The following is a 23465-nucleotide window of genomic DNA, read 5'->3' as shown; positions in this document are numbered from 1 at the left end:
TGTCTCCTACCCCGTGATTTGCCGCAGCAGGGCCTGGATCTCCGGCTGCCGGACAATCTCACACTGCTCGGTCAACACCGACGCCAGGATCTCATCGGTGGTAAGCGGGTTGGCCAGTACGCTGCGCAGCACGGTAATCTCCTCACCGTACCGGTTCATACGGAGCCGGGTACGGGATACGAAGGTCTTGCCCGACTCACGCTGGTGTTTCTGCAACAGCTGGCAGACCTGATCCAGCAAGCCATTGATCCTGGCCCGCTCCTCAGGTGGCGACACTGACAGAAGCTGCTGCAGGGCCTGCGGGCAGTAACGGTAGGTCAGGATATTCAGCTCCGGCTCGCTGGTCAGTTCAAAATCAGGATGCTGGTGGATCAGTCCGGCAAAGGTCCGGGCCCGCTCTATCCCCAGGTCGATCAACAGCTCGTACCCCTTACGACCGATGATCGAGAGTCCGGCATGCACCAGCAGGGCTTTACCCGGTCGGGAGCCTTCCAGGGTGTGACTGCCCAGATCCTTGGAACCGTGACGCAGGATGTAGGCAGCGTGGTGTTCGATGGCGGATACTGCGGTGGGATCCTTGAAGAGCACCATCCCCGCCCCCATCGGCACGTACAGTTGCTTATGGGCGTCAATGGTAACCGAGTCGGCCCGCTCAATCCCGGCCAGCAGATGGCGGTGGCGGTCAGAAAAGAGCGTCGGACCGCCCCAGGCCGCATCCACATGGAAGTGGCAGCCCAGCTCCTGGGCAAGATCAGCCATCGCCTCCAGCGGGTCAATGTTGCCGGTTTCGGTGGTCCCGCCAATGCCGACCAGCGCCAGCGGCCGGATGTTCTGATCCTGCAGACGCTGACATTCCTGCCGCAACGCCATGAGATCGATCCGGTTGTTCTCGCTGGTCTTGACCTTGACCAGATGATCGCGGCCGATCCCCAGCAGATCGGCGGCCTTGCCCAGCGAGTAATGCCCCCGCTCGGAGACCAGCACAGCGATCCCGTCAACACCACGATGTTTCAAGGCACGGGCCAGCCCCTCCTGGGCGATGCCGCGGAAGACGCCATCCGGCGCAAAGAAGCGATTGCGGGCCACCCAGAGGGCGGTGGTGTTGGCAATGGTGCCGCCGGAGCAGAAGGCCCCCAGGGCAGCCTGACTGTTGTGAATCCAGGGGGGATAAAACTCGTCCGGGCAGCGGTAGATCAGGTGGTGCAGCATGGCCAGCACCTGCCGCTCAAGCGGCGTAAAGGCCTTGGAGGTCTCGACCTTGACCGTGTTCTGGTTCAGCGCGGTCATCAGGCGGGTGAGCGGCAGCATAAAGTAGGGCAGGGCCGAGGTCATGTGGCCGATAAAACCGGGTGAGGCGGTATGCACCGACTGGGCTACCAGGTTTTCTTTGACAAATTCGGTGTAGTCCGAGACGTAGGTCGGTTCCTCCGGGATGGTCACGCTGGAGAAACTGGCCTCAATCTCCTCCAGGGGACGCTCCATGGCCACAATATGGTTCTGCAGAAACCCGGCCACATCGGCGGTGATGGCCTGGTCAACGGCACCAAGGGTTGAATCCGGGGCTTCCGGCACGGTGAAGATCCGGTGGAGGGTTTCCAGGTTGGCGCGGGCCTTGGTGGGCATCAGGGGGTATCCCCCAGCACAGTGTTGTCAATCAGCCGGGTGGCTCCGATCTTGACGGCCAGGGCAAACAGGGTATCCGCCGTGGCGGTTGCAGCCGGTTCAAGGGTTGTGCTGTTACGCAGTTCAAGATAATCGATTGAGGTCCCCGCTACCGCCGTAATGATCATGCGGGCCTCGCCAAGCAGCCGGTCAACCGAGCTTTCCCCGTCCCTGAACAGCTCCCGCACCTTCTGGATGGCCTTGCTCAGACAGAGCGCCTGTTGGCGTTGCTCCGGCGTCAGGTAGCTGTTGCGGGAGGACATGGCCAGACCATCCGGCTCCCGCACGATCGGCATGCCGATGATCTCCACCGCCAGATTCAGGTCAATCGTCATCTGCCGGATAATGGCCAGTTGCTGGAAATCCTTCTTGCCGAAAAATGCCACATCCGGCTGTACGATCCCGAACAGCTTGGTCACCACCACGGCCACGCCATTGAAATGGCCGGGACGGCTGGCGCCGCAGAGCGGTTTGGTCAGTGGACCAAGGGCAACCGTGGTCTGAAAACCGGGCGGATACATACCGGCTGCTGTTGGGGCAAAGACCAGATCCACACCGCAGGATTCCGCCAGGGCGCAGTCCCCTTCAAGATTACGGGGGTAGCTGGCAAGGTCTTCATTGAGGCCGAACTGGGTCGGATTGACAAAGATCGAAAGCACCAGCACATCGCCCCGTTTACGCCCTTCCCGCAGCAGGGAGGCATGGCCTTCATGCAGGAAGCCCATGGTAGGTACAAAGGCGATCCGCTTGCCCTGACGCTTCAGCCCTAAAACGGTTTGCTGCATTTCCTGCACATCCTGGATCAGTTTCACGAGAACGAATGCTCCTCAGTCGGGAAGGTTCCATCCTTTACTTCTGACACATACTGTCGTGCCGCCTCGGTCACCAGCGGGGCAAGATCAGCGTAACGCTTGACGAACTTGGGGGAGTACTTCTCACACAGCCCCAGGATATCGTGGATGACCAGCACCTGGCCATCGCAGGCCGGACCTGCACCGATACCGATGGTGGGGATATCCAGCATCTCGGTAATCCGGGCCGCCAACTTGGCCGGAATACCCTCCAGCACCACGGCAAAGGCACCGGCCTCCTGCACCGCATGGGCATCCTCCAGAATCCGCTCGGCCTGATCCTTGCGTCCCTGCACCTTGTAGCCCCCCATGCGATGGACTGACTGGGGGGTCAGACCCACATGCCCCATGACCGGGATATCCATCTCGGTCACGGCCCGGATGATCGGAGCCATGTTGCTGCCTCCCTCAATCTTGACCGCCTCGGCGCCGCCTTCCTGCAGCATCCGGCCACAGTTTTTCAGGGCTTCGATCTCACCGCTCTGGCAGGCCATAAACGGCATATCGGCAACCACCAGCGCCTTGGGCCTGGCCCGCACCACCGCTTTGACATGGTAGAGCATCTCATCCATGGTGACCGGCAGGGTATTTTCATGGCCGCTAAACACAACCCCGGCCGAGTCCCCCACCAGGATGGCATCCACCCCGCCTGCATCCACCAGCCGGGCGGTCGGGTAGTCATAGGCGGTCAGGACCGTCACTTTACGGCCCTCCTGCTTCATCAACAGTATCTCAGGTATGGTGATCTTCTTGCGCATGCCGGGACTCCAAAATAAAACAGGCACACCACGGGACGGTGTGCCTGTTATCACAAACCGGTTGCATCTGATGCAACGGCAGGTTCCCTGTTCCGTCCGTCCCGGTTTGTACTGAACAGCAAATCCGGGCGGTATGTCTTGCTATGGTACTGCGGCTACTGATCAGCCCCCAAGCGGGTGGCTGTCATAAAGAATTGCTACATTAGCACATTCAAAAAATTGAATGCCACTGTTTTTTTGTGCTGTTAAAAGCCGAACATCCCTTTCAGGCCATCCATCATCCCGCCGCCTTTTTTATTGTCGGAAGGCTGTTGTTCCTGTTCGGCGCCATCATCCGCAGCAGGACGTTTTTTGGATGGCCTGCTGCCACGCTCTTCGGCCTCAACCAGCGGAGAGGAACCGGTTGACTTGAGCCGCACCTTGACCGACCATTGTGGATTCCAGGGCTGTTTGGGATCCTTCGGCTTGGGGGGATGGACAAGATTCAACTCCTCGCCATAGGCGACAAACTGCAGCATGGCACCATCCACGTCCTTGAACACCCCGGCAGGGATGGTACAGCTGGTACGGCTGGTGGGCATCAGCACCTTTTCCTTGATAAAACGCTGGACATCGTGGGGTGTCAGGTAGTCCATCAGGCCGAATCCGGTCTCAGGAACCTCGCTGGATGACCAGAAGATGGTCTCACCGGTCTTCTGATTATGCCCCATGGCCGTGGCAAAATAGCCGATGGCGGTTGGCACCTGCTGCCACTTAAACGGCCAGGCACCGCTCGCGGTCTTGCTGATGGCACTGAAACTGACCGGCGCCATGAAATCACGCTTCTGATCAAGACTGAAGCGGATATCCGGCAGGTAGCTGCCTTTCAACTGGTGCTCGCCAACCAGCGAGGCATCCTTGGGCACATCTTTTTTATCTTCGCTGTTGGGCCAGTCGCCGTAGGTCCATCCTTTACGGGGTGACGGCGGGATCTGGCGGGTGCCGCTGCGTCCGCTCAGGGCCTTGCCGAAATCCATGGCAGACATCCTGGCCGTATCAATCACCCGAGGCTGGCCTTTGGCAACTGTTTCGCCACAGCCCCAGTAGATCAGCATCCGGGCCTTGGGCTTTTCATACTTTTCAGGCTGTTCTCCCCGTTGTTCCGGCTGATACTCAGCCTTCTCCTGTTTGGGGGTAATCAGGGGCAGGCTCTCCCCCATCTTCTGGCCCGGCGGAATCAGGTGTTCTGCCTTGGGCTCGGCGACCTCACGGGGGCCTTCCACCTGCAGTTGCAGGGTCCGGCGAGGGCCAAAACCGGCACCGCGGCCGCCGAACATGGAGGCCATGCCGGACATCTCCTCAGACATGCCGGGAATGGACTGATTCATGGTTGCCACACTGACCCAGTAATGTGGATAGGGTGGACGGGGTTTTTCTGCTGCCAGCGCCACTGCGGTACTCAGCGAGACCAGACCGGCACTCACCACTATCTTGCTCAACATCCTCATACCATGACCTCCCCTGTAGTTAGTAAAGCATGCCGCCATGCTTACGATTTCGGGCTATACCGGATCACCGTGGCTTTCTCCAGGGTAATCATACCACCGCCCATCATGACGTCAATCTGCGGCATAACGGCAGCGATCTTCTCCTGGCTGTCCACCACCTCAATGATGATCGGCAGATCAGCCGACAGGTCCAGCAGCTTCTGGGTATGGTAGACCCGGTTGGCACCAAAACCGCAGATGCCCCGCAGCACCGTGGCACCGGCAAACCCTTCCTTGCGCAGCAACTCAACCAGGGCCTCGTACAAGGGACGTGAGCCGTACCGGTCGCTCTCGCCGATAAAGATCCGCATCAACTGTTGTTCACCGACCAGTTTTGACATGGTGTATTTCTCCTTGCTACGCTAACGAACGGACGGTCACAATGCCCAGCCAGGTACACAGCAGGCATACCGCGACACTACCCAGCACATTGGCAAACGCCAGCACAAACTGTCCATCCTCCAGCAGCTTGAAGGTCTCATAGCTGAAGGTTGAAAAGGTGGTCAGTCCCCCCATGAACCCGACCGTCAGGCCGACCCGCAGGGTATCTGAAAGCATGGTACTGCGCAGACCAAGCTCCATGATCAGGCCGATGCAATAGGCACCGGCAACGTTGACCACAAGGGTACCGTAGGGGAAGGCCCGTCCCAACAGACCATAGATCCAGCCTGACAGGTAGTAGCGGGTCAGCCCGCCCCCGGCACAGAACAGGGCGATGGTTGCGGCTGTCTTCATCGTGTACACTCTCCTTGCATAACTATAGCAGTCTTTCTGAGCATGTCATCAGTTTGTGCTGCAGATGAGCCGCCGGTTCAGACCTCCCAGGCACTCCCCGAGACCCTCAAAAAGGCATCCAGCAGGGCGGTGCAGTGGCTGTTGCGCCGCTTCAGCAGCGTCAGTGAACGGCCCAGCAGCAACGGGCTTGTCACTTCAACCAGCCGGCCATATTCCAGTTCCCGGTCAACCGCGATCCGCGAGAGGCAGCTTACGCCCAGCCCGGCCGCAACACCATTCTTGATCGCCTCGGTATGACCGAACTCCAGCGCAATGGCATGGCTGATGCCGGCCCGGTCCATGGCATCCTCAAAGATCTCGCGGGTACCGGAACCTTTTTCCCGCATGATCCAGGGGGCGGCGGCCAACTGGTCCGGCGTCACCCGCTTCTCCCTGCTCCACGGGTGTTCAGCACCGGCCACCACCACCAGTTCATCATCACGCCAGTGGACCGCAACCAGTTCGCGGTTATGGCAGGGCCCCTCAACAAAGGCAATATCCAGCTGCCCTGTTGCCAGCAGATCAGCCACCTGCTGCGTATTGCCAACGGTCAACTGCACCCTGGTGTGCGGATACCTGCGGGCAAAATCTCCTAACAGCGACGGGAGCAGATAGTTGGCGATGGTAGTACTGCCGCCGATCAGCAGTTCTCCTGTCAGCTGGCCTGTTTCACCCTGCAGCTGCTGTTCAACCCGCTTGACAGCCAGCAGTATGTCACGGGCATCCTTCAGCAGCAGCCGACCGGCATCATTTAACAGCAGGCGCCTGCCGGAGCGTTCAAAGAGCGGGACGCTGCTGAGCTGCTCAAGCTGAGACAGCGCCATACTGACCGCTGACTGGGTCAGCAGCAGCTCCTCTCCGGCCCTGGTAACACTACCGGTGGAGGCAATTTTCTCAAATATTTCAAGCTGCCGGAGTGACAAGGTCATACATAAATCCAATTGATCTATTTTATAACTATTATTCATTTTTATTTATAATAATTTCTGGCTAAAGTAGCAACTATCAATCCGCTACAAGGAGTTGGACATGAACGACAACAAGGGATTGCAACTGCTGTTCTGGCTCCTGTTGCTGGTCTGCTGCGCACCTGTAGTCAGCGCACCGCTGGCGTTGACGGCAGGGCTCGTCTTCGGCCTGGCGATCGGCAACCCCTGGAAGAACACCACTTCAACCTGGAGCAGACGCTTGCTGCAGAGCTCGGTGGTCGGACTTGGCTTCGGCATGAACCTGCCGGTGATCCTGCAAACCGGCAAGGATGCCTTTTTCTACACCGCCATCAGTATCAGCTTCACCATGCTGGCAGGCTGGCTGCTGGGCAGACTGTTCAAGACCCCGCAACGCACCTCGACCCTGATCTCATTCGGGACCGCCATCTGCGGCGGCAGCGCCATTGCCGCCATGGCGCCGGTGATCAAGGCGGAAGGCGAAGAAACCGGGGTTGCCCTGGCAACCGTCTTCACCCTCAACTCGATTGCCCTGATCCTCTTTCCGCCCTTAGGGCACCTGCTGGGGATGGGGCAGCGGCAGTTCGGCCTCTGGTCTGCCCTGGCGATCCACGACACCAGCAGCGTGGTGGGGGCGGCGGCAGCCTACGGCGGTCTGGCCCTGGCCATCGGCACCACCGTGAAACTGACCAGGGCACTCTGGATCATGCCGTCGGCCCTGCTGGCAGCCTGGTTTACCAAATCGGAAGGCAAGGCCAGGTTTCCGCTCTTTATCATCGGCTTCATTGCTGCAGCAGCCATCAAGACAGCCCTGCCGCAGTTCGAACCACTCTGGCACCCACTCAACAGCGTGGCAAAACAGAGCCTGGTGGTGACCCTGTTCCTGATCGGCAGCGGCCTGACCCGGGAGGTGCTGGCCAAGACCGGTATCAAACCACTGGCGCAGGGGATCACACTCTGGATCATTGTCTCAGTGACCAGCGCAACAGCAATCCTGTTGGGCTGGATCAGCTAACAGCACCGGAAAGGAGCAGCTCATGCAACCAATTGATACGATCTTATTTGCCACTGATTTTTCTGAGGCGTCTGATGAGGCCTTTGCCTATGCCCGGCAATTGTCACAGTGCCTGAACGCCCGGATCGTTGTCATGCATGTGGTGACCCAGCCTGTTGACTTGCGGAACTTCTATGTGCCGGATGTCTCATTTGACGAGATTGACCGGGAGATTGAAGCGGCAGCAAACAGGAAAATGGACGCGTTTTGCCACCAGTGGCACGGCCAGCTGCATGACCTTGAATCTGAGGTAGTAACCGGCCTGCCGCACGAAGAGATAATAAAAAAGGCAGCCGGGATCAAAGCGGCGATGATTGTCATGGGGACCCATGGCCGAAGGGGCTTTGATCACTTCATCTTCGGCAGTACCGCTGAAAAAGTAGTTAAAACCGCACCATGCCCCGTCCTGACGGTGCGGCCGTCACACTAGCAGCCTGAAACACCAAAGGCCCCTGTCGTTTTGGACAGAGGCCTTTTTATTCGAAATCCTTGAGTTGGAATCAGGACTACAACTGACAGGTGGTGCTCTTCATCGACTCAAGTTCCTTGACCACCTCTGACGACTGGGCCCGGCGGGCCTCCATATTATCAAACATCTGATGCACCATGGCACTGACCGACTCCACCGTACGCCTGATCCTGCGCCCATCCTCAACCTGACTGGAGGTGGACTGCACCATCTCGTGGGCCATTTCCTTAACCGTCTCAATCGCCCGGGCAATACTGCGGGTGGCCTTGGCCTGGTCCTTGGAGCCGTTAAAGATCTGGGAGGTCATGCTGCTGATATCTTCCATGGAACGGGCCACCATCTGGACACTCTGCGACTGCTCTTCAGTGGCCTGTTTGATCTCCGAAGTCATCTCCATTGAGCAGACCGAGCGATCATAGATCGCCTGCAGGGTCTCGCCCATGACGTGCCCCAGCTCAACCCCCCGCATAACCAGACCTTTGGTGGCGGTAATATTATCGGCAGCGTGGCGGGATTCGAACATGATCTCGTCAATGATACCGGTGATCTCACCGGTGGAGTGGCCGGTCTGCAGCGAGAGGTTGCGGATCTCATCCGCCACCACGCCGAAACTCTTGCCGTACTCACCGGCCTGGGCCGCAATGATCGAGGCGTTCAGGGCCAGCAGGTTGGTCCGTTTGGTGATATCGTTGATCACGTTGACGATATTCTCGATCCGGGTGCTTTTCTCAGCCAGGCGGGTAATGCCGGCATAGGACTCCTCAACCGAGTGCTGAATCTCTGCCAGAGAGCCGATGGTCTCGTTCACCGCGGTACGCCCATCTTCGGTCTGGGACTGCACCTGGCTGGAGACCTCGTGGGAGATGGCGGCGCTTCGCTCGACACTGGTAATATTGCGGGTAATCTGTTCCATGGCTGCGGCAGACTGGTGCACGATCCCGGCCAGGGTATCCAGGTTGCGGGAGACCTCTTCAATCGCCACCGAGATCTCGTTGACCGCCGTACTGGTCTCATCCACCGAGGCCGTGGAACCTTCCGCTGCCGAGGCGATTACCGCGGCACCATCCACCACCGACTCGACACTGGCTTTCAGTTCCTCAATATTTCTGGAGTACTGGTCACGATGGGACAAAAGAAACGAGAACGAGCTTTCAAGCTCGGTGGTCAGGGTATCAATCGAGGTCAACAGGTTGATACGGGTGATGCTGTTGGCCACCTGATCGGCAAACAGCATGATCGTATCAAGATCGGACTCGTTCAGTGCCCGGCGGGAACGTTTGTTATCAATGGCAAACGCACCCAGGGCCTCACCCTTGACCACCATGGGACAGATGATGAAGTTCTTGGAGCGCAGCACCTCGATCCGATCATGGGGCGGCTGCAGGTGATAGCTTTCGTCATAGCGGGTAATATCGTCAATCAGGTACGGTTTGCGTTCGCTGATGCTGCGGTAGATCACCCCGATTGACGGATCAAGCGGAAGCTCCAACCCCTCTATATCACGGGACAGACTGCCGGTGGCGGTTACAAAGCGCAGGCTGCGGCCATTTTTGGTGGTCATCAGGATATTAACCCGCTCATACCCCAGCACATCATGCAGGCCTTCGGCACAGAGCAGCAACACCTCCTCAAGGTTCAGCGAGGTCTGGATTTTACTGCTGATCTGATGGAAATTTTTGACGTTGCTGTCCAGCACCTTGAAGCGGTTTTCAAAGACCTCCTTCTGGGAGGCAACCTCCTGATGCAGTTCATCCAGTTCATGGGCGCGCTGCTGCAGCTCATCCCCGGTCCTGCCGATCAGAAAGCCGACGGTACCCAGCACAAACGATGTCCCGACCCCCATATACAGGTAAAGCAGGCGGTGTTGGGCATCCTTGACGATATCCCCTATCAGCTGTTCAAAGATCGTTTGTCCGGGGTCATTAAACAGTATCAGACGCAACAACAACCAGCCCAGCGGCGCCCCGACCCCCAGAAGAAAGCCGAAGACAGAGTATGTTTTACAATGGCTACAACGACTCATGACACCCCCGGGCAATCAGACCCCTGACGAGATTTTCTCTTCGATATTGGTAAAGATCTCATCCATCACCTTTTCTGCATCGGCCATGTTATAGGCGATGATGTTACGCAGATGGGTATAGGAATCCAGGTCGATCTTTTCAAAATGAAAGCCGATACCATCCTCGGTAATCCTGCAGACCCGCCCCTGAAAGGCAACCGCTATTTCAGGCTCCGTCCCTTCCAGGGTGATGACCAGATCGGCGGCCTGCCCTTCCGGCAGCCGCTCTGCTGTCTCCAGAAACAGCCCGTTCATGGAGAGGTTACTGACCTTGCCCTGAAAGCTGCGCCCGCCGACTGTAGCGGTCGCAGTGACATGAAATGGCACACGGGAGAATTTTCTGGTACTCATGGCGATCACCCTCGCTTAACTAGCACCTTGGTTCGCACCAAACCCCTCCAAACCTCCCCTTGTCAGGGGAGGCTTCAAGGCTTCCCCCCTGACAAGGGGGGACTGAGGGGGGTTAATTTCGGCTATTGTGCTGTATTAGGCTTTGCCGGCAGATCCCAATACGGTCTCATTCTTATGCTTGATCAGTTTGATCAGTTCGTTACGTGCCGCTCCCAGATATTTGCGGGGATCAAACTCTTTGGGATCCTTGCCGAAGTATTCCCGCACCTTGGCGGTGACTGCCAGACGACCGTCGGAATCAATATTGATCTTGCAGACGGCACTGGCTGCCGCCTGACGCAGCTGCTCCTCCGGCACGCCAACGGCCCCTTCCATCTTGCCGCCGTTCTGGTTGATCAGCTCCACGTACTCCTGCACCACCGAAGAGGCACCGTGCAGCACGATCGGGAAACCGGGCAGGCGTTTTTCGCACTCGGCCAGGATATCAAAGCGAAGCGGCGGTACCGGCTGACCGGCCTTGAATTTGTAAGCGCCATGGCTGGTGCCGATGGAGATGGCCAGTGAATCCACCCCGGTCTTTTTGACAAAGTCCTCCACCTCTTCCGGCTTGGTGTAGGTGGAGTGTTCGGCAGAGACCTCATCTTCAATCCCGGCCAGTACGCCCAGTTCACCCTCCACGGTCACATCAAACTGATGGGCATACTCGACCACCTTTTTGCAGAGCGCCACGTTCTCGTCATAGGGCAGATGGGAACCGTCGATCATGACCGACGAGAAGCCGCTGTCTACGCAGGATTTGCACAGTTCAAAAGAGTCACCATGATCCAGGTGCAGGCAGATCGGAATTGTGGAACCCAGCTCACGGGCCATCTGCACCGCTCCCATGGCCATATAGCGCAACATGGTCTCGTTGGCGTAACTGCGGGCCCCTTTGGAGACCTGAATGATCACCGGAGAATTGGTTTCAACGCAAGCCACCACAATTGCCTGAAGCTGTTCCAGGTTATTGAAGTTGTAGGCCGGAATGGCATATTTACCTGCCATTGCCTTGGCAAACATCTCTTTGGTGTTGACCAGACCCAGCTCGCTGTAATGCACCTGTTTCTTCTCCATGGTTTCCTCCTGGCGGATGTGTGTTATGAAAGGTTTGTAACCTTGCAAATACTAGGGAAAGAGTGTTTATATGTATCATTGAACACCCTGCATGGCAAGGGTGATCCCAGAAAAAACCACCGGAGTATCTGATCGCAATGGCCCGTACGATCCCGTTTGACCCCTCACTGCTTGAGACCCACTGTATCATCGATGCCCGCACGCCACTGGAGTTTGCGGAAGACCACCTGCCCGGCGCCATCAATGTGCCGATCCTGACCGATGCTGAACGGGTGGAGATCGGCACCCTCTACAAGCAGCAGGGGCCGCAACCGGCCCGTGTCCGCGGACTGGAACTGACCTGTCACCGCTTTCCCGCCATTATTGCCACGGTAACTGAAGCAGCCAAGGGACGACCGGTACTGGTCTACTGCTGGCGGGGCGGCCTGCGCAGTGAATCGATCGCCCTGCTGCTGGAGATGACCGGCTATCCGGTGGTCAAACTGGCCGGTGGCTACAAATCGTTCCGCAGCCTTGTCACCTCCTTCTTTGCCTCGGTCAGCCTGCCGGTACAACTGGTGGTGCTGCACGGCATGACCGGATCAGGCAAGACCGAATTCCTGCAGCAGCTACCCGCAGAACGTTACACAACCATTGATCTTGAAGGGCTGGCCAGACATCGCGGCTCAGCCTTTGGTTCGCTGGGGCTGGGTGAACAGCCGCCCCAGAAACGGTTTGAGACCCTGCTCTGGAACGCCTTCCGCAAGGCCCCGGCTGACCGCCCGATTGTGGTGGAGGGGGAAAGCAAACGGATCGGCCGGGTGACCCTGCCCGGTGACCTGTATGAGGTCATGGCAGCCAGCACCAAGGTCTGGTGTGAGGTGTCCGTGGGCACCAGGGTCAAGCGCCTGTCTGCCGAATACGCCCGGGAGGAATACCGCCAGCCGATGGCAGAGGCGCTGGAGCGGATCAGAAAAAAACTGGGTGGACCGCAGTACACGGAGCTGCAGCACAAACTTGCAGCCTGGGATATCCCGGGGGTGGCCCAGGACCTGATCGAGCAGTACTACGACAAGCTCTATTACCGGGTCAGAAAATGGGAGCCGGAAGGGACCATCAATCTTGAAGATTATGCTGCTGCAGAAAAGGAACTGGCCGTTATCTGTAACGAGGAATCGTGATGAAACTGCATCTTCTTGAAACGCGTTTTGCGTCTAAATAAAAAAAAAACTGGATATCAGCCAGTTAACCGCTCAATAACGAGTTAGTAACGGTGTCATCTAAATAAACGGCTACGCCCAGAACGGCACATAACTGCGGTATCTGAGCGAAGTAATCGTAGGGTCTGCCAGCTTAATAATTTCAGCGACCATCGCATCCCTGATTACCCGTGACACAGACTCTGTCTTCCTCTCCGGCAACTTAAAACGGTCTCGCAAGCTTTGGTTACTCATCTTCTGATTCATGACGTATCTGAGGCAACAGTGCTGATAACAAGCCCTGATACGGTCATTACGATCCATCTCCTCAAATTCTTTGTGAGAGAAAAGAATCGCCTTGGTATGTCGCTCACCAACACGGAAATCAGGGGCAGGAAGCTGATATACCTCGGCAGCATGGATAACCTTGTCCACGCCGCTCCCTTTTTCCTCACAGATTCCCATGCGCCTCATCAGGTCGGCAAGCCGTTCATTGCGTGACTGATACTCGTCGATAAAACGCTCGGGCGGAATAAACGGTTTACCGGGGTTGGCAATCTCAACACGATCCGCATAAATCTCAACCATGACGGAGCTGCCGCTTTCCATGAAGTCCTGATGAATCAGGGCATTTGCCACCAATTCGCGGACAGCTATCTCCGGAAACATCTTAACCTCATGACGCAGAGCAGTTTCGATCACCTCATTGCTGGGAATCTGGCCGTTGATAAAATCTATCAACCCTTCAAAACCAACGGCATACCCTTTGGTACCCGGCTTATCCAGGCGGGTGTGCAGCTTGTTCGTGCTATCGTACACAATCACCCGCGGCGCTTTACGGGCTAGATCGGGGAATTCGTCAAGCCGTTTCGCCAGCAGAATAGCCCCTAAATTGGTAATACCCCACTGTTCTCCCTGTCTGACAATCAACCGTTCGCGCTCAAAACGATCCAGAACACCTTCCCGATTGGCCGGATAGGGGAGTTTAAGCAGGTCAAAGTAGCTCTGAGAATCCAACAGTCTGACCACCTCATCGGCGCTGCATTCCTTCAAGGTGATTTGTGCCAGCCAGTCTGCCTTGCCTTCATTGAAGATACAACGCAACCGGTCTTCAGTCATGGAAACCGTGTCCTCAGTGGAACGCATCAGATATGCGCCTTCAAACTGGTAGGCGGTACCTGCCGGTCGTGACGGGATCTGAAAGACAAGCACCCTCCCGTCGGGGTGACTCACCTCTTCAACATCAACCCGGAAGCGCAACTTTTCAAATATTTTGGCCTGGATATCGCTGGTATTAGGGAAGGCAGTGCTGCCGACCACATAACGAGGCAGCTTGTCAGTCACGCCGAGAATCAGTTTGCCGCCTCCTTCATTTGCCAACGCCACACAGTACCGGTACAGCTTGGTAGTGTCGTACTGGTTCTTGGCCTCCTTGAATTCAAGGTGCTCGTCTTCATAGGGAGCCGACATCAGGCGTTCAAGTTCAGGAATGCTGGTGCTCATGGTTGACCTGCCACAGGTGTTGTCGGCTCATCGGATTGTTCCGTCCAATCGGGCCATTGGAATTCCAGCCGTCGTGCCACCTCCAACATCCAGTGCGGAATGCGGCCTTGCCGTTGTTTGGCAAATTTTTGCCAGTCGGTTTCCCAATCCAGCTCGACCACGGCAGCAGGAGCATACTTGGCACACCATGCCGCCGAGCACAACCAATAGGGTTCTGCACCCACTCTGTCTGCTCGTGACAATGTATTCCAAAATATAATGACTTGGTCAAAATAATTCTCACGTATTACGGGAGCAGCAAAACAGCATGCAAGAACGAATGAGCTATACAGTTTTATCCGTTGTTGGCGATGGCAGGGGACTCCCGTTGGAATAGCAAATATATTTTGCAAATCAGTATTTTTGACAGAAAATGACAACCAATTCATAAAAACCAACAAGCAGTTTATATTGAATAACTTTTCGACAATTAGTCGAGGGGTCTTCAAAACTTGTCGCTGATAAATGCCTACAGCCTGCAGGGTATATCTGTAGGCATCATCATTCTTGCCGACTACACTTAACAACAAGGAAAGATTGCTCAGTGACATGGCAAATTCACACTCAAAACGATCGGGATTCTTTTGAACAAGTAGTTTGTGTATTTCAAATGATTGATTAGCATAATCCAAGGCTTCTTCGTAATTTCCAACATCACACAATCGACTAGAATAATTGCTTAATGACGCAGCATAGTCTGATGCATAACGATCTGGGTTTTGCTTTGCCAGTCGAAGGCGAATTGTCAGTGCTTTACGGGCGTACTCAATAGCATCATTATTTTGTTCTGCTTCAGCTAGTCTATTTGAATAATTACTTAATGTTGTTGCGTAGTCAGGGTCGAATATAGCTGGTTTTTTTTGGGCCTGGCGTTGGCGAATTTCCATTGCGTGACGAGCGTATTCAATGGCCTCTGTGTTTTGCCCAATTTCACTCAATAAAATAGCGTAGTTATTTAATGAGATCGCGTAGCCGGATTCATCAGGATTTTTCTGGGTTAGTCGTTTGCGGATCTCCAAAGCTTGGCGGGCAGGCTCTAGAGCAGCTTCGTATTTCCCTGTATACGTTAGACAGTTAGAATAATTGCCTAGTGCTGTTGAGTAGACATGCTCAAAGTATTTTGTGTTTAAAGCGTAATATTCACGAATTAGCTCAACTGCCTTGAGAGCATAGACTAGAGACTGATCATTGCGCCCTACTCGGTGGAGTGATACAGAAAAATTTATCAACATACCTGTGTAATGAGTTTGAGTGTCCTTGTTTTGCTTTTGTTGCATTTTTTTATAAGCTTTTTCTACAAGATATTCTGACACCAGACATCCTAGCTCGGCTAAACCAATTGATTCTTCTTTAAGTTGGGGCTCTAGTAATCCCGCAATCTGACCTTTTTCTGCCTGTTGCAAGCGTGAAAAGGCGTTTTCTGCTAAAACTGACAGGTATCCATTGGTTTCAATCGCTACAGTCAATATTTCGCGATAACAGTGAGCAAAATGTCGGGCCAAAGCATCTGACAGTGTCTCATGCAAGTCTGGGTGTTTGCCTGATAGTCGGGCCAGTATGGTCAGGGAGTGGCAGCGAATCACCTGTGGCGAGCCGTTTGCCAGGACAGCATCCAGTAAGCGAGGAGCATCAGGGCCAACTAAAGCTTGTGCAACCAACGCCTCTCCAAGAAGGTCAGGTCGTACTGCTTGCAAGCCTTGTTTGCCGGGGTAAAGTGGTACCAGAGCTTTGAATAGAGAAGAAAATTCAGCGGGACTCAGTTTGGTTGCACCCGTTTTATTCCAGTATATCTGGGCATCTCTCGGGGTGTCAAAGCCGCCCGCCAAGGTAGTCAGCGCCAACAGTTGCTGAGCTTGCTGTTCCGGTTCACTGAAAACAAAATTGGTGAGCAAACGATTCCAGTAGCGGCGTTCATGGTTAAGCAGCGCCCTGGTCAAACCTTCTGCAGTGGTTGGGCGTTCGCCGTGCAGTGCCAACAAGGCAGCCATCTGCAGATAAAGCGGTCGCCCGAAATGCTCTCCCGCCAGCTCAGGCGTAACCTCCGGTACACTCACCCCCAGAGCATCGGCAAAAGCGTTCAATGCCTGGCGATACGCATGACGACGGCCTTCCTCTTCTGGATGCAGCGGCGACAGCGTATATGGTCCTGTTGTGGCATAGCCGGAGAGCAAGGCCTCGCAGCAAGAATCTTTGCTCGGCAGATTGTCCCACCATTCTCCGCCATCACGGGCAAGCAGCAGTATCCGGACGGGATGTTTGCCGGGCTGTTGAAGGATTGCTTTAACAAAGGCAAGCAGTACCGGCTGCCTGGTTTCGGCATAGTCGATAACAACCAATACGGGCATATCGAAAGCATAAAGTTGTTCCCAAGCCCGTTTCATCTCTCGCGGTTCAAGTTGGGCATCCAAAAAACCGGTGTGCCAACCGTTTGTCACACGCTGCTGGCAAAGCTCCAGAGCCAGGCGGGTCTTACCCAACCCACCTGCACCAGTGATCAACCGGACTGCGTTAGGCCATTCCCGATCATCAAGCCAACTGTTCAAGGTGTCAAGATCGGGCTGACGGGCAGGGTCAAACGGCACCAGCGCCTCTTCTGCCCGCAACAACTGGCTATCGGCCAGACCTCCACCGGCTTTCCACTGTCTTGCAGGAATCTGTAAGGGTGTAGAATCTGCTACTGAGGCTTGGGCGGACGGTTCAGGAACGTTCAGCACTGCTGCAATCTGTTCAGGGGTAACAGGTGGCACGCTACCTTTCCGGACGTTCCAACCAAAGACCTGAACAGCCTCTTCTGCACAATTCGGCCAGGTATGCTTTTCAAGAATATTCCGTAATGCACCAGCCTTGCGTCGAGCATCTCCCGGTTTGTTGGCAATTTTGATAAGTTCCAGCATTACGGCCTGCAGGTCTTCTTCACGGAAAAAGGGATGGTCTACATCCCCTCTAACTTTTACCGGATATACACACCCTGTGCCGCTGCCCGGATACAGTTCTTCCAGCAGACGGTATACCCCGCTATTCTCACCTATGATCAACGGCACACCTGCCGCAATGGCTTCCCATGCAACAAGCCCGAATCCTTCATGCCAGGATGGCATCAACGCTACGCTCGAACCACTCAGTTCATCATAGACCACCTGCCTGTCATGCGTGTACGGCAGCGCCTGTAGATTAATAACGCTTTGAGCATAGCCTTGTGCAAATCTCTTGAGTTCTGTTTCCGCGTCAGTTGTGGTTGTGTTTGAGGGCGAGCCTGCTTGAGTTTCAAAATCAACGCCCCGCAACACCAACTTGGGCGGCCTGCACAAACCGTCCGGCATGCCGTCATCGCATACCTTGCGATGCGCCTGAGCAAATGCGGCAACGCCGAGGTGCCCTTGCTTGATACGAGCGGTCTCGTCGTTTAACCGTCCACTGAGAAAGGCGGTAAATGTCTTGGGCGCTTCACGGAGCGATATGTCAGCCAAACCAGGGACCAACATGTGGGCCGACTTTACTGCACCCAGAATGTCGCTCAGCGCATCACGCAAGACAGGTCCGATTGCCATCGCAATATCGGCCTGCCGGAAAAGAGCTTTTTGTTCCTCAACCTTATCTTTCGCTGTGGCTGAATTTTCCGCGTACGATTCGTAGTGGTCATAGCTCATATGATGCATCAGAACAGCTCGTCCACCAGCCTGTTGTGCCGCTGCAATGGCTGCTGCACCGGTAATTCTGTCATGGCCGAGCCATACTGTTCTAGTGGGATCAAAAACGATATCACGGCGCTTCAACTCATTAAGTGCTGTCTGCGCATGTGTTGCTGAAAGCAGTTTATCTGTTGGAGAATATGGAAGGGGGATCAGGGTTACGTAGGCGTTGCGTGCTTGTTCAATCTCTTCGCTGGTGGCACTGGTTACAACGCAAACAACCTGTATGCCAAGATGATAGGCAACCCCAAGGGCGCTCAGAAAATCAGTGTTGAACGAATTGATACCGCCGTATTTGCTTCCCCATTGTGTGGCAAAAGAGATCAAAGTGTACACGGCCACCCCACCTGCATGTTAAGTTTAATGGGTTCACCATACAGCAAAAACAGTGACTCCCCAAATGATATCAACAAGCTGCTGCAACTTCTACCTGCCGATACATTTTGAGGGATAACATGCCTCCCGCGCCCAGTTCAACAACTCTGCGCAGTCCGCCCCGCGCAGTGCATCCGGCACTGCCAGTCCAAGGAAATCAAGGGCCCAGCCCAACAGCTCAGACTCTTTGCCGGTCAGCCTGCCATCGGCAAGTGAGACCGCAGCATCCCGCTTACTGAGCTTGCCCCCATCGGGAGCGGTTACCAGCGGCAGGTGACAGTAAGCCGGTAACGGCCAGCCCAGCAGTTGATGCAGCCAGACCTGCCGCGGGGTTGAGTCCAGCAGGTCATCCCCCCTGACCACCTGATTGACGCCGCTCAGGTGGTCGTCCACCACCACCGCCAGTTGATAGGCAAAAAAACCTTCCGCCCGTTTGACCACAAAGTCTCCGCTCCGCTCCAGTTCGGTGGTTATCCTGCCGTGGCGCAGGTCATCAAAGGCAACCTCTACACCTGCGGTGCGCAGCCGCCAGGCCCGCGGTTCACGCCCGGCCGGCAGGCCACTACGGCAACTGCCGGGATAGGGAATCTCTTCGCCGGGATGGGGGGCAGAGGCGCTGCGGGCGATCTCGGCCCGGCTGCAACCGCAGGGATAGACGGCCCCCAGTTCCCGCAGACGTTCAAAGGCCCCGGCATAGGCGGCGCTGTTGTCACGTTGGCGGGTAATGGCACCGTCCCAGCAGAGGCCGAACCGCTCCAGGGTCCGCAGGATATCGTCCTCAAACTCCTGCCGGCAGCGGGGACCATCCAGATCATCAATCCGCAGCAACCACTGCCCGCCGGCACGTTTCGCCATCAGCCAACTGCCCACCGCAGCCACCAGTGATCCAGTATGCAACGGACCGGTTGGAGACGGAGCGAAACGGCCAATAACCTGAGCTGGGTCTGTGCAAAAACGTTCCATCATCTGCTGATGCCATCCTTGTACGATCAATGCTGTTTTCAACCATGCCCGGCTGTGGCCCCGTCTGTCGGCAGAACGGAAATCGGCTGCGGTTTCTCTGTACCACCTGTCGGGGACCAGTCCCTTCCAATTCAGTAGACACCCTATCATTTCGATAGTTCAAGTCAACCACAAAAACAAATTATACCTGTAATATCGTGATGTTATATTTGTGGCACACCATCTGCAATTTACAAAGCGGGTGCGCTATCCCTGCACTGCTCCACAGCGGCACAGGCCCGGGGTCCGCAGGCGACCGCACCACATTTACCAATGTCAGGAGGTGAAACCATCCATGAAAACGAGTTTCCTGAAACTGCTGATGATGCTGGCCGTACTGGGCACGAGCATTTCCGGCGCCAACGCACTCACTGTTGGCGGTCCCCACGCCACAATGGGCTTCAAGTGTGCTGATTGCCACAAGACCGATGCGCCACAGGCAGGTCCAACCAACGAGGCATGCCTGTCCTGCCACGGCAGTTACGAACAACTGGCCGCAAAAACAAAACCGAAGCATATCGCCAACCCGGCAGACAAAGAGGCCCATGCCAACCCGCACAAATCACATATGGGCGAGATCAATTGCACCGATTGCCACCGCACCCACAAACCGTCGGAACTGGTCTGCGGACAGTGCCATACCTTCGACTTTGTGCCTAAATAACCGGTTAGCAGACAGTTTTCTCGTCCCTGACCACAGCTGTTCAGGGACCTACACCCAACACAGGAGGAAGATATGAAGAAGCTGTGGAGCAGTATGGCTTCGGCCTTGCTTGTGATCGCCTGCGCGATCCCGGCATTTGCCGAAAAGGTGATGGACACCGACATAGCCGTGGTAGGTGGCGGTCTTTCCGGTCTGGCAGCTGCAACCCAGGCCACCCAACTGGGTGCCAAGGTGATCGTGCTGGAGAAGCAGGCCAGCGTGGGTGGCACCGGCAAGTTCTGTGAAGGTCTCTTTGCTGCGGAAAGCAAGCTGCAGAAGCGGATCGGCATCAACGTCACCAAGGACTTTGCCTTCAAGCTGATCATGGATTACGGCCACTGGAAGAACAACGGCGCCCTGGCCAAACACTTTGTTGACCGCTCGGCCGAGACCCTTGACTGGCTGGAAGCAATGGGGATCAAGTTTGAGTATGTCGGTGTCGGCGGCCACGGCGGCCCCCTGACCTGGCACGTAATTGCTCCCGGCCCGGACTACATCTCCGGCAAAGACAAGCACGACTACCACTGCCAACGCATCATCAACGTGTTTGAGCGCTACGTCAAAGAGCATGGCGGTCAGGTGCTGCTGCAGACCCCCGGTACCGACCTGATCAAGGACGGCGGGAAGGTGGTGGGCGTCTGGGCCAAGGACAAGTCCGGCGAGAAGATACGTATCAACGCTAAGGCCGTGGTTGTGGCCACCGGCGGTTTTGCCAACAACAAAGAGATGATGAAGAAGTACTATCCCGAATACCCCGATATCACCGTCGTGGGTAACATCGGCAAGGATGGCGACGGCATCCGGATGGGTGAAAAGGCCGGTGCTGAGCTTGAAGGTATGCATACCATGCAAGGCTATCGTCCCGGTCTGCCCGGCTTCCATCCGGCCGATCAGATGATCGCCCTGGCAGTGCAGCCCTATTTCTGGGTTAGCCCCCGCGGCGAGCGCTACACCGATGAATCCAGCATCGTCTTCTGGCCCTACTCCAACAACGCCCTGGTACGGATCGGCGGTATAGCGTACTCGATCTATGACGACGCAACCCGCAAGCTGGCGGTTGAACAGGGGATTGAAATGCCGCTGGGTGAATGGGTTATCGCCGGCACCAAGCTGGTCAAGTGGGAGGATTCCTTTAACAAAGAGCTGGCACGCAAGCGCGGTAATGTCTTTAAGGCTGATACTATTGAAGAGCTGGCCAAACAGCTGAACATGAAGCCTGAAGTATTGCAGGCCAGTGTTGACAAGATGAACAAGGCCGCCGAGAGCCGCGACGATGAGCTGTTCGGCAAGCCGGCCAAGTTCCTGCGTAAGATCGCCACCGGCCCCTTCTATGCCACCAAGCTGACCCCGCGTCACCTGGGCACCTTGGGCGGCATGAAGGTTACCCGCGACAACCAGGTTGTTGACGCCAAAGGTGAGCCGATTTCCGGCCTGTACGCCGTCGGCACCGACTCCGGCGGTATGTACGGCGATTCCTACGACCTGTTGCTGGGTGGCGGCACTGCCGGCTACGCTGTCAACTCCGGCCGTTTTGCCGCGGAGCATGCTGTCAAGTCCTTCAAGCAGTAACAAGGTACCGGGTTCAAACCGGGCCTGAACAGACAAGCCCCTGTGGAGTCACACTCCGCAGGGGCTTTATCAATATCCCAACCGCCCTCCCCGTACCGGTTCAGCGATCCATCATGCCGTATTCCCGCAGCTTCCTGTACAGGGTTGCCAGACTGATCTCGAGTTTCTCTGCAGTACGGGCCTTGTTGTTCCCCTGAACCGCCAGTACGGAAAGAATATAATCCCGTTCGATTGCCTCAAGGGACCTGATGCCGCTCACGGCCGTGGGCCTGAAGAGTGAGTTGCGCACCTCGGCAGGCAGATCCTCGGCATCGATCTGATTGCTGCGGCAGAGCACCAGTGCATATTCAATGGCGTTCTGCAGCTCACGGATATTACCCGGCCACTCGTAGCACAACAGGTTATCAGCCGCCTGGTGGCTAAAGCCGGTCACATTTTTCCCCATGACCTTTGCCAGGGCATTCAGAATGCAGCGCGCAAGGGGCAGGATATCTTCAGTCCGTTCCCGCAGTGGCGGGATATGCAGCTCAATCACCTTCAGGCGGTAAAAAAGGTCTTGCCGGAAGCCACCGTTTGCAACCGCATCCTGCAGATTGCGGTTGGTGGCAGAGATAATCCGTACATCGATCTTGCGCGGCTGACTCTCGCCTACACGGCGGATTTCCCGTTCCTGCAGCGCCCGCAGCAACTTGACCTGCATGGACGGAGAGACCTCCCCCACCTCATCAAGAAACAGGGTCCCTCCGGCTGCAGCCTCAAAGAGCCCGATGCGATCCCGGTCTGCTCCGGTAAAGGCCCCCCTGGCATGGCCGAACAGTTCACTGTCAAGCAGCGTTTCGGTCAGCGCCCCGCAGTTAACTGCCAGAAACGGCTTGCCGGAGCGCGGCGACCGGGAATGGATCTGAAGTGCCATCCGTTCCTTACCGACACCGCTCTCACCGGTAATCAGGACTGAAGAATCCACCTCTGCCAGCAGCCGGGCAAAATCAAGCACCTTCTGCATGACACTGCTGCGGGAAACAGGATAGCAGTTACTTTCCTCGCACTCATTATGCAGAAAGGCCATGTCGCGCTGATAATGCTTGAGGCGTTTTTCCGTTGCCTGCAGCTTCCTGCGCAGCTCGGCACAAATGGATTCCACATTCTTGGTTTGATAATAGGGCAGGTACGGCTTGATCTCGTCCCCCCACTGCTCAAGGTACCTGCCTTTGATCCGGCAGTAGTCATCACCTTTGGCGCGGCAGCTATCCTCAATAAAGTACACCTCACGGCCCTGCACCCGCGATACATAGCCGCTGGCAAAGGCGGTGTAGCGCCAGCAGACCGCCTCATCAGATCCTCCCGCCAGCATCAGATGCTGCTCAGCCTCAAACGAATCCTTCAACACGGTCTCAACCAGTGGTTCATCCCCCAGACCATCGGTGCGCCGGCTGCTGACAATCTCCCCGAAGCCGTACAGGGCGCACAGCATCGGTCCCAGCTTACCTTCCTTTGCCTCAGCCCAGACCTCCGGCAACTCGGTCTTGACGGTATCGGCAACCCGCCAGCCATGGGCATAGGCCGAGCGGGTAACGATGGTGCGCACCATCTCCGGCCCGAAGGCATCAATAAACTCTTTGCGCTGCAGCCCCTGGGCAGTTGCATCGACCAGGTAGGCCCGTTGGCCGAGAAAACGGATCACCCCCCCCTGGGGGTTAAACGACAGCAGTTCCCTGAAATCAAGTTGTGAGGTCTTCATGGCTGCCCCTACACTTCAAATTTTAAAATCCGTTTCGCAAAATTAAAGTGTTACGTCAAGCGCCAAAAACAGACATCCAGCATTTTCAGCATGTTAAGTCGC

The 23465-nt window shown here is 56.0% G+C and carries 19 protein-coding genes; 5 read left to right on the top strand and 14 right to left on the bottom strand.

Annotation, left to right across the window (positions count from 1 at the left end; translation table 11 throughout):
- Positions 1-6 precede the first annotated feature (6 nt).
- From panP to FY034_RS03875, 7 genes are all read right to left on the bottom strand, one after another.
- Entirely contained in the window at positions 7-1623 is a 1617-nt protein-coding gene (panP, locus tag FY034_RS03905; RefSeq protein ID WP_265553897.1) for a pyridoxal-dependent aspartate 1-decarboxylase PanP, read from the bottom strand.
- On the bottom strand, positions 1623-2474 hold the full coding sequence (gene panC, locus FY034_RS03900; RefSeq protein ID WP_265553896.1) for a pantoate--beta-alanine ligase: 852 nt from the start codon (positions 2472-2474) through the stop codon (positions 1623-1625). The genes panP and panC overlap by 1 nt, the downstream gene beginning before the upstream one ends.
- Positions 2471-3271, bottom strand: a complete 801-nt coding sequence (gene panB / locus FY034_RS03895; RefSeq protein WP_265553895.1) for a 3-methyl-2-oxobutanoate hydroxymethyltransferase — start codon at positions 3269-3271, stop codon at positions 2471-2473. The genes panC and panB overlap by 4 nt, the downstream gene beginning before the upstream one ends.
- A gap of 245 nt (positions 3272-3516) precedes the next feature.
- Positions 3517-4758, bottom strand: coding sequence for a hypothetical protein (locus FY034_RS03890; protein WP_265553894.1), 1242 nt, complete (start codon positions 4756-4758; stop codon positions 3517-3519).
- 41 nt (positions 4759-4799) lie between these two features.
- The gene (locus FY034_RS03885; protein ID WP_265553893.1) at positions 4800-5138 is read right to left on the bottom strand and encodes a DUF190 domain-containing protein; all 339 of its coding nucleotides are present in this window, start codon (positions 5136-5138) and stop codon (positions 4800-4802) included.
- Between the two features lie 16 nt (positions 5139-5154).
- A complete protein-coding gene (gene crcB / locus FY034_RS03880; protein WP_265553891.1) occupies positions 5155-5532 on the bottom strand; it encodes a fluoride efflux transporter CrcB in 378 nt (125 codons plus the stop codon).
- 77 nt (positions 5533-5609) lie between these two features.
- Entirely contained in the window at positions 5610-6500 is an 891-nt protein-coding gene (locus FY034_RS03875; protein WP_265553890.1) for a LysR substrate-binding domain-containing protein, read from the bottom strand.
- A gap of 100 nt (positions 6501-6600) precedes the next feature.
- On the opposite strand from FY034_RS03875, the gene FY034_RS03870 reads away from it, so the two are divergent.
- Positions 6601-7533 carry a YeiH family protein gene (locus FY034_RS03870; RefSeq protein WP_265553889.1) on the top strand — a complete coding sequence of 311 codons (933 nt, stop codon included), beginning with the start codon at positions 6601-6603 and terminating at the stop codon, positions 7531-7533.
- Between the two features lie 22 nt (positions 7534-7555).
- Complete coding sequence (locus FY034_RS03865) at positions 7556-8002, top strand: universal stress protein (RefSeq protein WP_265553888.1); 447 nt, start codon at positions 7556-7558, stop codon at positions 8000-8002.
- Positions 8003-8078: 76 nt separating this feature from the next.
- Here the strand turns inward: FY034_RS03865 and FY034_RS03860 are convergent, their stop codons facing one another.
- The 3 genes from FY034_RS03860 to FY034_RS03850 all read right to left on the bottom strand — a co-directional run bounded on the left by FY034_RS03860 (position 8079) and on the right by FY034_RS03850 (position 11567).
- A complete protein-coding gene (locus FY034_RS03860; protein ID WP_265553886.1) occupies positions 8079-10064 on the bottom strand; it encodes a methyl-accepting chemotaxis protein in 1986 nt (661 codons plus the stop codon).
- Positions 10065-10079: 15 nt separating this feature from the next.
- Entirely contained in the window at positions 10080-10454 is a 375-nt protein-coding gene (locus FY034_RS03855; RefSeq protein WP_265553884.1) for a PilZ domain-containing protein, read from the bottom strand.
- A gap of 135 nt (positions 10455-10589) precedes the next feature.
- The gene (locus tag FY034_RS03850; RefSeq protein WP_265553883.1) at positions 10590-11567 is read right to left on the bottom strand and encodes a class II fructose-bisphosphate aldolase; all 978 of its coding nucleotides are present in this window, start codon (positions 11565-11567) and stop codon (positions 10590-10592) included.
- Positions 11568-11704: 137 nt separating this feature from the next.
- On the opposite strand from FY034_RS03850, the gene mnmH reads away from it, so the two are divergent.
- Positions 11705-12727 carry a tRNA 2-selenouridine(34) synthase MnmH gene (mnmH, locus tag FY034_RS03845; protein WP_265553881.1) on the top strand — a complete coding sequence of 341 codons (1023 nt, stop codon included), beginning with the start codon at positions 11705-11707 and terminating at the stop codon, positions 12725-12727.
- A 111-nt stretch (positions 12728-12838) separates the two neighbouring features.
- Here the strand turns inward: mnmH and FY034_RS03840 are convergent, their stop codons facing one another.
- The 3 genes from FY034_RS03840 to gluQRS form a co-directional block, all read right to left on the bottom strand.
- Positions 12839-14248, bottom strand: a complete 1410-nt coding sequence (locus FY034_RS03840; RefSeq protein WP_265553880.1) for an ATP-binding protein — start codon at positions 14246-14248, stop codon at positions 12839-12841.
- Positions 14245-18312, bottom strand: a complete 4068-nt coding sequence (locus FY034_RS03835; protein ID WP_265553879.1) for a tetratricopeptide repeat protein — start codon at positions 18310-18312, stop codon at positions 14245-14247. The genes FY034_RS03840 and FY034_RS03835 overlap by 4 nt, the downstream gene beginning before the upstream one ends.
- 90 nt (positions 18313-18402) lie before the next feature.
- A complete protein-coding gene (gene gluQRS / locus FY034_RS03830; protein ID WP_265555213.1) occupies positions 18403-19314 on the bottom strand; it encodes a tRNA glutamyl-Q(34) synthetase GluQRS in 912 nt (303 codons plus the stop codon).
- Between the two features lie 334 nt (positions 19315-19648).
- Here gluQRS and FY034_RS03825 point away from each other — a divergent pair, with 334 nt between their 5' ends.
- Both FY034_RS03825 and FY034_RS03820 read left to right on the top strand, forming a co-directional pair.
- On the top strand, positions 19649-20017 hold the full coding sequence (locus FY034_RS03825; RefSeq protein WP_265553878.1) for a cytochrome c3 family protein: 369 nt from the start codon (positions 19649-19651) through the stop codon (positions 20015-20017).
- A 72-nt stretch (positions 20018-20089) separates the two neighbouring features.
- Positions 20090-21625 carry an FAD-dependent oxidoreductase gene (locus tag FY034_RS03820; protein WP_265553877.1) on the top strand — a complete coding sequence of 512 codons (1536 nt, stop codon included), beginning with the start codon at positions 20090-20092 and terminating at the stop codon, positions 21623-21625.
- A 100-nt stretch (positions 21626-21725) separates the two neighbouring features.
- Here the strand turns inward: FY034_RS03820 and FY034_RS03815 are convergent, their stop codons facing one another.
- Positions 21726-23363, bottom strand: coding sequence for a sigma-54-dependent Fis family transcriptional regulator (locus FY034_RS03815; RefSeq protein WP_265553876.1), 1638 nt, complete (start codon positions 23361-23363; stop codon positions 21726-21728).
- Between the last annotated feature and the right edge of the window lie 102 nt (positions 23364-23465).

Source organism: Trichlorobacter lovleyi (assembly GCF_015239775.1).
In the GTDB taxonomy this organism is placed as follows: domain Bacteria; phylum Desulfobacterota; class Desulfuromonadia; order Geobacterales; family Pseudopelobacteraceae; genus Trichlorobacter; species Trichlorobacter lovleyi_B.
The sequence above is the reverse complement of the archived record's forward strand: the minus strand, read 5'-3'. Positions and strand labels throughout refer to the sequence as shown.